The sequence below is a fragment of the Acinetobacter sp. ANC 4558 genome (assembly GCF_002135375.1).
GTDB lineage: Bacteria > Pseudomonadota > Gammaproteobacteria > Pseudomonadales > Moraxellaceae > Acinetobacter.
Window position 1 is genome coordinate 50,765 of record NZ_NEGH01000014.1, and the last position, 11,891, is coordinate 62,655.

Below are 11,891 nucleotides of genomic sequence, written 5' to 3' on the forward strand. Positions count from 1 at the left end.
AACTTACTTAGCTTAATTTTAACTTAGATGTTTTAAAGGGTAATAAACTATTAGAATCGTTATTTAGCGTATGATAATGCATTAGAAAATTCCACTTGTTCATAAAATGATTATGATACTTATTTTAAATCTTCGATTCAAAAGACTCAGATCTTGATCTGAGTCTAATACAGATTACTAAATCACTTTTTTATTCTCACAACTTTCTAAATAATGCTCTAGAGAATCATCTAACGCATATAGCCAAGGCGTGTGATGCTCTTTCGCAATATTCCCTGTCATGACAGAGCGATAAACTTTGTCTCTAAAACTCATGATATTTTCTTTTTTATGCTTTTTCCATTGCATAAAAATTTCATGTACAGCATCGATATCAAAGTCTGGATAATCCGTGGCTGAGATTAACTGTTTAATATAATCGCCTTGAAATTTTGCCAACTCCTCATCCGTAGAAAGATTTTTTTCCGCTTTATGTAATACATGCGTATGATTCTTCATATATTCTATAGTGGGTATAGCAATCTCACCGAATATAATATCTCGTACATACCATGCTTGAGCATCAAACATATTGAAGGTATACCATTGATCTTGCATACCTAAATAAAATAATTTTGGATTTTTTTCCCAGACAACGCCTTGATATAGCCCTTTTGGATATAAGCAATTATGTGTTCTCAAACGTAAACTATTTTCAATAAATGGAAAATGATGTAGATATCCAGTACATAAAATAATTGTATCTACTTTTGCTGAACTTCCATCTCCAAAATAAGCCGTATCTTCATCCACTCGAATTAACCGATGTTTTTCAGACCAATTCTTAGGCCACTTATACCCCATTGCTTTTTTTCGATAGCAGCTATAAATCTGTTTGGCTCCATATTTGTAGCATTGTGAACCAATATCTTCAGCGGAATAACTACTTCCAACCAATAATACAGTTTTTCCTTTAAATTCTAAAGCATCCCGAAAATCATGTGCATGTAGAATTCGTCCATGAAATTTATTAAATCCGTCATAAGTCGGAATACGTGGTGTAGAAAAGTGACCAGAAGCAATAACCACATAATCAAATTGTTCTGAATAATGTTGCTGATTTTCATAGTCTTCAACAGCAACAGTAAACATTTGACAATCTTCATCGTAACTAATGTGTTGTACTGCTGTATTAAATCTAACTAGATCTTTCACATTCGCTTTTTCAACGCGCCCCTTAATATAATCCCATAACACTTCACGTGGTGGATATGATGCAATTGGTTTTTTAAAATGTTCATCGAAAGTATAATCTGCAAATTCTAATGCTTCTTTAGGGCCATTAGACCATAAATAACGATACATACTTCCATGTACAGGATCACCATGTTTATCAATACCTGTTCGCCAGGTATAATTCCATAATCCGCCCCAATCATTTTGTTTTTCGAAACATACTATTTCAGGAACTTCTTGACCTTTGGCCTTGGCTGATTGAAACGCTCTTAATTGTGCCATGCCACTAGGACCTGCACCAATAATCGCAATTCGACTCATTGCTATCTCCATTAGTTTTCGTTCTTCATACACCTCTAATTTTGAGAAAATTTAGGATTATCAATCGATAAAATACAATCCTAAATTTGAATACAACAACTCAAAATAGGATATGAATTAAAAAGAATAGATGTACAACCTATGTAATAACGCTGTACAAATATCAAAAGATTTAAGAGGTTATCATGTTTTTTGATAGATAACTAAACTTTAAGCAAAAAAATAAATTATGAATTTTAAGGACTAAATCGTCTTAAGTATTAAAAATACCGATTCTTGAATTCAATATAACTCAGGACTTTATAATTAGAATGCGTATTTCTACTACATGATTCATATACTTTATTAGATCTAGAAGGTAAAACCTTGACGATATTTATCATCAAGGTATCCATTCTCAGCCAATGAAGATAATCAATTAGGATGATCACGAATTTAGCTTTTGAGCCACTTCGCATCCACTTAAATAGGCGCCATGTACAGTACCAGTATAATTTAAGCTACAATGCTCACCTGCAAAATATATACGATTATCAATTGGTTCATGAAATAATTTTATCATCTCAGAATCATAAGCTAATGATGGGAAACTAAAAGAGCCATAACTATACTCATCCACTCCCCAGCGCGTTATGATTAATTTTTCAGCTTTTCTTGGAAGCATATTTACTTTATGCGCAAGACTATCCAAAATAAACATCCATACTTCATCATCACTTGATTGATCTATAAAATCTGATTGTCTTCCACCAAATAACATTAAATAAACAGGCTTTTGATAAATACTGGATAAGTCTAAAATATTAAAACATATACCATCAGACCAATAAAAAATACTATTCAAATTTTCAGATGCATCAAATTGAAATGAAAGTGGTTTTTTTAACTCAAAAAAGACTTTATTAAATGAACCAAAACCAATATTTTTAATCGCCTGAGTATATTCTTTTGGGAGTTCAGGCGTAAATTGAATAACATTATTTTTTAGCACTCCAGCAGATACTGTAAGTACGAGATGAGATGCTAAATACGTATTATTATGATGGTCTACAATCTTAACATAATCTTTTTCCAGAATAATTTGTTGAATAGTTGTCTTTAATTTAATATTCAAATCATGTGAAATAGAGTTTACAACTTGTACATATCCTTGCTTGAAGATTACTTCGTCACCTAAAAAATAACCTTCAAAATTTGAATAATTTGCAGGAAGTAATTCTAAATTGGTTGCAAATGGATCATTTGCAAGCCGTTCAAAAAAGCTAAATAATAATTCTTTCAAATATTCTTCAGGCAATATTTCACCTGAATAGGTTAATGTAGAAATAATGTCTTTAACAGCGTCAAATGCTGATCGTTTATTTGAATGTGATAAAGCCTTTTCAATTGTTTTGATGTAGGACTGAAACTCTTCAACTTCTTGCCTTGAAAATTTCTCGCCATTGGAATGAAAATATTCAGATTCATCATAATTAAATACCGTTGTTTCTATACCATTTTTCTGAGTAATTTTCCAAATCGGATTATCAATAATGCCATGAATCCAAGATGCACCTAAATCAAAACCATCGGAACCAAAGCTCCTCGAGTCGATACGACCTCCAATGCGTGATCTTGCTTCTAAAACCACAACATTTTTACCAAATTCCTTTAATTTCTTTGCACAAGCTAAGCCCGAAATTCCAGCACCGATAATATAGATGGGTAAATCACCTTCTTGTTTCTCAACGAGCATCATTTTATACACTGATCTTTTTAATATAATTCATCATATAAAGAAAAATTTGGTTCGTACACTTTTATAAAAGCTAAATGGTAAATTTTGAATCATGAAAAATAATTCTTATTCACATACTGTCTAAAAATATGCCCCCCTATTTCACTTACCCTGTTGATCTATACTTAAGTTTATTTTGCGATATGCAGTCATCCGTTGATATTTTTATATTAAAGTGCATCGAATTAATAAAATCTTATAATTAAATTAAGCGTTCAATTAGAAACTTTGCTACCATCCATGTTTTAAAAATATTTGTGATTTTTTACTGTATATGACTTCATCTTATCAGCAACAACTTGATGCAAAAGTTGAACGTATTTCAGCGCAATTTGCCGAATTTAACCCACCTTCACTTGAAGTATTTCCATCGACTGAACAAAATTTTCGTATGCGCGCTGAATTTCGCATCTGGCATACAGATGATGATATGTTCTACGCAATGTTTGAGCGTGATGATAGCCAGCAAAAAAAAGTCGTTCGCATTGATAAATTTCCAATCGCAGACCAAAACATTAACCAACTAATGCCTATTTTACTGGATAAAATTAAAGCAGTTCCTGTGTTAGCAACGCGCCTCTTTGAAATAGATTTTCTCTCTACACTTAAAGGTGAAATGCTAGTTACACTGATTTATCATCGTAAATTAGAAGAAGATTGGGAAATTTCTGCACGTTTACTTGCAAACCAACTCAATATTAAAATTATTGGTCGTAGTCGTGGACAAAAAGTTGTTTTATCTGATGATTATGTTGTTGAAGAACTTCAAGTTTTTGATCGTACTTATGCTTATAAACAAATTGAGAGTAGCTTTACTCAGCCGAATGCAAAAGTTTGTCAAAAAATGCTCGAATGGGCATGTGATGTAGCAGCGCAATCCAATCAAGACTTATTAGAATTATATTGTGGTAATGGAAATTTTACCTTACCTCTTTCCACTAAATTTAACCGCGTTTTAGCAACAGAACTCGCAAAATCATCTGTATATGCTGCACAGTGGAATATTGAAAAAAATAATATTCAGAATATTCAAGTTGCCCGTTTATCTGCTGAAGAGTTTACGCAAGCTTACAATGGGGAACGCGAGTTTAGGCGTTTACAAGAAGCTGAGATTGATTTAAGTAGCTACGACTTTGATACTGTTTTTGTTGATCCACCACGCGCAGGTATTGATGATGATACGCTAAAACTTTTACAACGTTTCAAACGTATTATTTATATTTCCTGTAATCCAGATACCTTATATGACAATTTACAGACTTTAAACCTCACCCATACAATCACCAGATTTGCTTTATTTGACCAATTTCCTTACACACATCATGTAGAGTCTGCTGTTTTACTTGAAAAGATTTAAACAATTTATTTCATTGTAAATGCATTAAAAAGATCATGATTAATATCTATGTTCTTTTTAATGCAAAATAACTACGTGTTTTATATAAATAAAATAATATATTTTTAAATTAAAAAAAATTATTTAGAACACATATTTTTACCTAATCTCCTTATTGATGAAGAATTAAAGAGTTTTCGCTTGCATTTTTTTTTATTTTGTTTATATTTCGATCTATGTTTGGTTGCGTATGTAGGCTCTATGAGTTTTTGGCAAAAGTTGTTTTCTGATGAACAACAAAACGAGCATAAAAATCAAATTGCTTGTGTTGAAAATGATTGCTCTTGTAAATCTAATGAACAACTTGTTGAAGCATTGTTAAATGCAACAAATGAAGATGTCATCATTGGAATTAAAAAAGTTCTTGCTTCTCGAGGCTATAGCCGTAAAGAGTTAAATGATCTGCAGCATCTACCGTTACAATAACGATGGATTCAAAAGGTACTTAGAGCATCTAAGTACCTTTACAATAAAAAATCAAATCTTGTATTCAACAATTTATTTATTGTAATGAATCCGATACAAATAATGAAATCCTTTATCTCTCTAAGTAATTATATAATTCTGCATTATCTGACAATTATGTTCGCAAAAATTGGCAACTCACAGTAAAATCATATAAGAAATCACATTTATTACTTCAAGTGGTTAAATTGAGGATGCTGAAGCTTAAACAAAAGCAACGATACCCCTTAGGGGCACATTTAATCGTTAAACATTTTGGTTATAGCCATCATGGCATATATGCAGGTCGTGGACGCGTAATTCACTACTCTGGATTCGCTCATTTATTCAAAAAGCATCCGATCGAAATGACCTCAATGGATCAGTTTAGTTTCGGAAAACCTATAAAAATTCAACACTATACGAATCCTCGATTTCGAGGTAAATATGTTATTCGCCGTATGCGAAGCCGCATGCATGAAAATAATTATCACCTGATTATTAATAATTGTGAGCACTTATGTACTTGGGCAATTACTGGGGTAGAAAGTAGCCCTCAAGTGCTTAAAATGATGAACCGCTTAACAACAATAGGATATGTAAGTTCAGTTATGAGTTATATGAATAGTATGATTTTAACTGTTACAACAACCTGTTTTGCACTGGTATTTTATATCAAGAAAAAATTACGCCAAAAAGCTAAAATGAAAATGCCAGCTCATCTTTATGTAAAAGACAAAGAACAAAAAAATCAATACAAATGAAATTCTATTACACTTCAAATATTGCATTTTAAATGTTGATATTTACTCAATTTTATAAATATCATCATCTTATTAGAAAAAATTATTAAAATAGTTTTTATATAAAGAATGCCCATCCATTGATGAGCATTTATTCTTTCAATGATTAAAGCTCTCATAGCATTACTTACTAGCAGGAAGCCCCAACTCACTATCTTTTGCAAAGATAATAGACGCAAATGCTGTCAAACCAAGACTTAGCGGCACTGTATAAATCCATAGTAGTATATGCAAACGACTCATTTCTGAAAGTGAGAAATGGATGATCAACGCTGCTAAGATCAGAATACTAAAAAGCACAATTGCAAATCGAATGACAAAATTTTTAGGCATATTTCCTCTCATTAAATTCTAATAATAGAATTAAGCATACACTTGAAAGCTACTGATTTATAGTTATTTTCAGTATTATATACAAAAATATTAATTAAAAAATAAAAGGATTAATCCTGTATTTTTAAGGTAATACCAATTTAAAGGCTAACTCTTTGTAAAAACAAGATGTATTTTTATTAAGCAATAATTACTTCTAATTTTTGAAGTAATATTCTATTGATCATTACTTTTATTACATCAATATTTCACTAGATTTTCTTTTACTCTAAATTTTCAATTTAGAATCGATCTATAGTTCATTATATTTCCCACAGATTTAAGCATCAAAAGATGTTTATCAAGGTATACCATACACTTTCATATACAAACTTCTCATAATTTTATAGAAACTCCACTTAAAATTATTAAAAATAAATTGATCTCTTATTAAAAAAATAGCTTAACGTATTTATTAAAATCAATATTTTTTATCGAATGGTTAACTTAAGACTCTATAAATTAAACATTTTATAATTATTTTAATTTTCTATTTGCAAAAAAAAAATAACCATGTATATTTTTCAAAAACAATAACTGAGTAAAAAATTAAAATAAAATATTTTAAACCTGCAAATCTTGGGAGAGTTTGTAGGTTTTTTTTAGTTCATACTAAAACAGCAGTATTTAGACCTAACTGTTTTAGTACAAAGATTTGGTTAACAATCATATTTATTTTTCAGATCATGATTTATCTATTTATTCATAAAAATAAGTCATATTTTTTGATATCTTAACATTGTATTTTTTATATTCATTTTCACCAGTTTTACAAAGAATATTCACCATTTTATCTTTTGTAGCACTTAACATACATTTACCTTCAATAGAAAATATATTTTTATCTAAAGTATTACTATAAAATGTAATTTTACGATCAATTTGAAAGCCGTCAATTGTTGACGGCAAGTTAGTATTCGAAGTTCCTGTATCAAAAGAACACCCGATAAAAACACCACTAAAAATTATGCTAAGTGTAAATAATATAAATTTCATGATACAGACTTCTCCTGAATTTTTAAGACCAAGTATGACAGCGCCCTGATACTTAAATAAAAATTAATCGTTACTTTAAATCTACGCTTTCAACTAGATGAATAAATAAAGTAGTTTCCCTATAAATCAAATATAATCAATATATTAACATTAAAGCACGCGCTTAGATTTGCTTAATACAATATAATATAAATAATGTAAATCTAGACCTTAGTACATTTAGCTTTTTTACATCAATATCCCCCCACACTGATCACAATTTATCCAAAACTGATAATCACAAGTACTAAATCAAAGGCAATCGCGTTAGAACTAAAGTAAAAAATATTTATAAAACCAAATTCCAAGCCCAGTAATTAAAAGACCAATGCATGTATAAATGATATTGATTATCTTTCTGTATTTTTTCATAATAGAACTTAGTAGGCTATCTTTACTTATTTTTATAAATATGAATATATAATAAAAGAATCATTCATTTTACGTCCATTATTTAAATTCACGGCAAACCCTCTATCAATCTATAAAAACAACCTGTTTAAATATCATTGCATATGCCTAGTACTCAAAAAACTACATCTTTAAGTAATAAAAATTGTAATTGATGCGATTTACAAAGCTTTTGAATACTTTATAGTTATCTATTAGATCTCTTTCATAAGTCAAAAAATGACCTATCTTTTACTGATTATTTGTATCGTAGAGTTTTAAGTATTCATGCTTAATCTGTGGATGAAATACATCGGTTCAAAGCTGCTTTCTGAAGAACAATTCAAGCGGTATACCGGCATCTCATAGTCAACTTTTTATTTGATAGTTGAGCAAGTGAATAAACATATTTCCGCTAAAGGCAGACCATCAAAGTTAAGTATTGAAGACCAGATTTTAATGTGTCTGCGCTATTGGCGAGAATATCGAACTTCATTTCATGTTGCCACAAGTTATGGAGTTTCAGAACCGATAGCTTCAAGAATTGTACGTCATATTGAGGACTGTTTGGTTCGATCCAATCTATTTAACTTACCGAAAAAATTGCCCGAAGGTGCAGGCATTGACTGGAATGTTGTAATTGTAGATGCCACAGAAATACCCATATAAAGTCCTAAAAAACAGAAGAGTCGGGATCAAGCATGTATTTGGCAGTTTAAAAATATTCAAAATCCTTGCTGAGCGATATCTCAACCGAGGTAAAAGACTTGGTTTAAGACTCAATCTAATTGCTGAAATTTATAACATGGAATTGAAGAATAAATGACTTATGAAAAAAGTCTAATAATTATACGATATTTACCGCCATTGATATCAGAAACCATTTAAATAGGAAAAAGTTGATCCGTTTTTCTTAAATAATAATCAATCCAATTTTGTAAATAAGAATATGGATATGACAACTTATATGGTCTCATAAAATCAACAATATCTTGATATTCTTCTTGAGGAAGTGGCCCGTACTTAATTAATTCTTTAGGAGCAATCTCATGATCTATACCCAAATCAAAACCATGCATTGAAGCCAATTTTGCATATATCAAAACCTGTGGCTGTAAATAAAAATCATAATACGCAAGTGTATATTTAGCTGTGTCTTGAGCAATTTTTTTAATAAAAAATGGCTCTAATGTCTTTTTCATCCCTTCTAAATCTTGCTCTGCAAATGCAATATAAAGTTGGAAATCATATTTTCTAAGTTCAAGTTCTTTGGCAAATTGCTTAATTTTTGGTATTGGAGCATCAATAACTTTCTGACTGCGTTGTTTTAAACGTTCTAATTGTTTACCTTCCAACATCAGTAGAGTGTTGTAAATCATTTGACGGTTTAAGCCATATTCATCTTCTAATTCTTCAGTGTCATTCGCAACTTCTTCAATATTTCGAATTAAAAAATCTCTGATTTCAGTACTATCACTCATCAGCATATGAAACATGGGGGCTTTAACATTGTTATAATCCGAACGAAAAAAGAAAGGCATAGGATCATCACGAGTCACACTATTTAAAATGCTTAACTTAGAATAAACATAAGCTAGTTTTTTAAATTTTTTTAGATCCTGATCAAATAACCAAGCACCAACCATATGTGCATTAACCTCGCTTGAAAAATAATACATTACTACAAATGGATTTCCATTGAGCCTGTTGCATACCAATAGTCAGAGATTTCCCCATTACATAAGATATCTTTCATAAATCAAAAAACGATCTATCTTTTGCTGATTATTTGTACCGAAGAATTTTAAATATTCATGCATAATTTGCGTATGAAATACGTCGATTCAAAAAAGCTTTCTGAAACACAGTTTAAGCGATATACAGGCATCTCATGCTCAACCTTTGATTTAATGGTTGAACAACTGAAAATGCATGTCCCTACTAAAGGTAGACCAACCAAATTGAGCATAGAAGATCAAATCCTTTTGTGCTTAAGTTATTGGCGTGAATACCGAACATTGTTCCATGTCGCTACAAGTTATGGTGTCTCAGAGCCTACTGCTTCAAGAATCGTCCGCCATGTAGAGGACTGCCTGTATTTAATGTACCGAAGCATTTGCCTGAAGGTGAAGGCATCGACTGGAATGTGGTGATCGTAGATGCCACGGAAATTCCAATACAAAGGCCTAAAAAAACAGAAGAAAAGTTATAGTGGCAAGAAGAAAGCACATACTTTCAAAGTACAGACCATCATTCATTATAGAACTCAGCAAATTCTGAATTTATGCACAAGTCGTGGTGCTGTACATGATTTCGAACTCTTTAAACGAAACTTGAATCAGATTCCTACAGGTGCCTTTATCCTTGCAGATAAGGGTTATCAAGAGATCTATACAATGTATCCAAATAGCTTATTGCCTCTAAAAGCAAAGAAGCGCTGCAAACTAGATCCCGAGCTAAAACTTTACAATCAAGAAATCAATAAAAGAAGAATTGGAATTGAGCATGTATTTGGCAGTTTAAAAACCTTTAAAATCCTTGCTGGGCGATATCGTAATCGAGGCAAAAGACTAGGCTTAAGATTCAATTTAATTGCTGGAATTTATAATATGGAACTGAGTAAAAAATGACTTATGAAAGAACCTTATAGTTTATTAATATAGTCTTAACCATATTTAGCATCCAATTTTTTAGGATTTTTTGCACATTGGCAGATTTCCCCTATACTTTACATATACATCCTTCTCGCCATTTAGCTGATTCTTCTTTAATGAAATTCCCGTTGCTTAAAATGAAAATCAATCATAATTTTTTACAACATTTCTTATTTTAATTTCAAACCCCTTCAAATTAATTTGAAAAATCTAATGCTTTAGGTATTTCTTTTAATTCACTATTAAAGTTAAATTCTGAATCTTTAAAACGAATTTTAATATTGTGTTTTTTTACATAAAAATCAATAATATTGAGTATTTCATAATAATCATCATTTTTTTTAATCTCAATACTCCAAGATAATTTTAATTCTTTTCTGCTATTTATAATACATCTATACATGATATTATTAGAACTGTAATCAACTAGCTTTAGAAAGTAGATATCTTCTACATCATTCCAGTTTAGAAACTTTTTTTTCAAAAATAATGTTCTAAATGAAGCTCCATATTCATTAATATAAATTGGGAAAATCATTGCAGAACCAAATATCACTAGTAAAAGAGCTCCTATTACAGTAAATAACAAGAGTAATATGTTAAGAGTCCCATTTAAAAGAAGGTTATCAACCCCTTCTCTAAATACAAAAAAACATAAAAGAATAAATACAACCATCATTAAAATAGTCATTATTATGTGTATAATGATATCACTTGACCTATAGATAATATCAGGCCCATTCATATATTTATTATGATTAACATTTTTATTATTTCTTTTGAACATTATTATTACCTTTAGGTTTTACTTTTTGGATTTTTTCGGCTCCAATGCCTATTACAGCAGAATTAATATCAACAATGATATTTGCAACTTTAGAATTTGTTCCAGAAGACGAAATTGCAGCTCGACCGCTAATTTTTGGAATTAGTGCCCCAACAACTCCCGATTTTATAATATTATTAGTTAAAGGATCGCTATTTAAACCATTATTAATAAAAGTTCCTGCCATTCCACCAAATCCTCCCACTCCAACTTCTGCTATTCCTCTTCCAAGACTACTTCCTAATTTTCCAACAACTTTCCCCCCTAAATACTCAGTTAATACTCCAACTCCTGCACCCTTGCTATGACCAAATGGTGCAAACCAATCAATAATCCATAGACGATCACCACTTTTCCACTCGGAAATTGCTAATGGCTGCCCCAAATTTTGAATATATTTCTGCTCTATTGCTTCATCTAAAAATGCCCAACTGACATAGCCAATAACTCGTTCATTTTCAATAAACACTGCAAATTGTCGATATTGTAAAAATGGGACTGTTCGACTCATGAAGTAACTTAATGGCGCATTTTTTAAAGAGGGAACATACTGCCATAACCAAACCAGTGAGCCTAAAACCTCAGCCTCACTCCAATGCTCAACAGGATAATGTGATGGTGCTATAACACTGATATTTCCAATCTTCATCAACATTTC

At 30.8% G+C, this 11,891-nt stretch carries 13 protein-coding genes; 6 read left to right on the forward strand and 7 right to left on the reverse strand.

Annotated features, from left to right (window positions below; genetic code table 11):
- Window positions 1–177: 177 nt before the first annotated feature.
- Complete coding sequence (locus tag B9T31_RS15225) at window positions 178–1,536, reverse strand: NAD(P)-binding domain-containing protein (protein WP_086182783.1); 1,359 nt, start codon at window positions 1,534–1,536, stop codon at window positions 178–180.
- Window positions 1,537–1,963: 427 nt separating this feature from the next.
- Window positions 1,964–3,274, reverse strand: coding sequence for a flavin monoamine oxidase family protein (locus B9T31_RS15230; RefSeq protein ID WP_228146063.1), 1,311 nt, complete (start codon window positions 3,272–3,274; stop codon window positions 1,964–1,966).
- A gap of 313 nt (window positions 3,275–3,587) precedes the next feature.
- On the opposite strand from B9T31_RS15230, the gene trmA reads away from it, so the two are divergent.
- The 3 genes from trmA to B9T31_RS15245 all read left to right on the forward strand — a co-directional run bounded on the left by trmA (window position 3,588) and on the right by B9T31_RS15245 (window position 5,917).
- Window positions 3,588–4,670 carry a tRNA (uridine(54)-C5)-methyltransferase TrmA gene (gene trmA / locus B9T31_RS15235; RefSeq protein WP_086182784.1) on the forward strand — a complete coding sequence of 361 codons (1,083 nt, stop codon included), beginning with the start codon at window positions 3,588–3,590 and terminating at the stop codon, window positions 4,668–4,670.
- 240 nt (window positions 4,671–4,910) lie between these two features.
- The gene (locus tag B9T31_RS15240) at window positions 4,911–5,135 is read left to right on the forward strand and encodes a hypothetical protein (RefSeq protein ID WP_086182785.1); all 225 of its coding nucleotides are present in this window, start codon (window positions 4,911–4,913) and stop codon (window positions 5,133–5,135) included.
- Between the two features lie 233 nt (window positions 5,136–5,368).
- Entirely contained in the window at window positions 5,369–5,917 is a 549-nt protein-coding gene (locus B9T31_RS15245) for a lecithin retinol acyltransferase family protein (protein WP_086182786.1), read from the forward strand.
- A 162-nt stretch (window positions 5,918–6,079) separates the two neighbouring features.
- On the opposite strand, the gene B9T31_RS15250 is transcribed toward B9T31_RS15245, so the two are convergent.
- Both B9T31_RS15250 and B9T31_RS15255 read right to left on the reverse strand, forming a co-directional pair.
- Entirely contained in the window at window positions 6,080–6,289 is a 210-nt protein-coding gene (locus tag B9T31_RS15250; protein ID WP_086182787.1) for a hypothetical protein, read from the reverse strand.
- A 738-nt stretch (window positions 6,290–7,027) separates the two neighbouring features.
- A complete protein-coding gene (locus tag B9T31_RS15255) occupies window positions 7,028–7,324 on the reverse strand; it encodes a hypothetical protein (RefSeq protein ID WP_086182788.1) in 297 nt (98 codons plus the stop codon).
- Window positions 7,325–8,149: 825 nt separating this feature from the next.
- Here B9T31_RS15255 and B9T31_RS18270 point away from each other — a divergent pair.
- On the forward strand, window positions 8,150–8,422 hold the full coding sequence (locus B9T31_RS18270) for a transposase family protein (RefSeq protein WP_416202545.1): 273 nt from the start codon (window positions 8,150–8,152) through the stop codon (window positions 8,420–8,422).
- A 215-nt stretch (window positions 8,423–8,637) separates the two neighbouring features.
- Here B9T31_RS18270 and B9T31_RS15270 read toward each other — a convergent pair whose 3' ends face one another.
- Window positions 8,638–9,432, reverse strand: a complete 795-nt coding sequence (locus B9T31_RS15270; RefSeq protein ID WP_086182790.1) for an Imm49 family immunity protein — start codon at window positions 9,430–9,432, stop codon at window positions 8,638–8,640.
- 249 nt (window positions 9,433–9,681) lie between these two features.
- Here B9T31_RS15270 and B9T31_RS18275 point away from each other — a divergent pair, with 249 nt between their 5' ends.
- Entirely contained in the window at window positions 9,682–9,906 is a 225-nt protein-coding gene (locus B9T31_RS18275) for a helix-turn-helix domain-containing protein (RefSeq protein WP_228146066.1), read from the forward strand.
- A gap of 6 nt (window positions 9,907–9,912) precedes the next feature.
- Window positions 9,913–10,383, forward strand: coding sequence for a transposase (locus B9T31_RS15280; protein ID WP_086182791.1), 471 nt, complete (start codon window positions 9,913–9,915; stop codon window positions 10,381–10,383).
- 220 nt (window positions 10,384–10,603) lie between these two features.
- Here B9T31_RS15280 and B9T31_RS15285 read toward each other — a convergent pair whose 3' ends face one another.
- Both B9T31_RS15285 and B9T31_RS15290 read right to left on the reverse strand, forming a co-directional pair.
- Window positions 10,604–11,194: a hypothetical protein gene (locus tag B9T31_RS15285; RefSeq protein ID WP_086182792.1), complete on the reverse strand. Its 591-nt coding sequence runs from the start codon at window positions 11,192–11,194 to the stop codon at window positions 10,604–10,606.
- Complete coding sequence (locus B9T31_RS15290) at window positions 11,178–11,882, reverse strand: toxin-activating lysine-acyltransferase (protein ID WP_171264778.1); 705 nt, start codon at window positions 11,880–11,882, stop codon at window positions 11,178–11,180. The genes B9T31_RS15285 and B9T31_RS15290 overlap by 17 nt, the downstream gene beginning before the upstream one ends.
- Window positions 11,883–11,891: the final 9 nt, after the last annotated feature.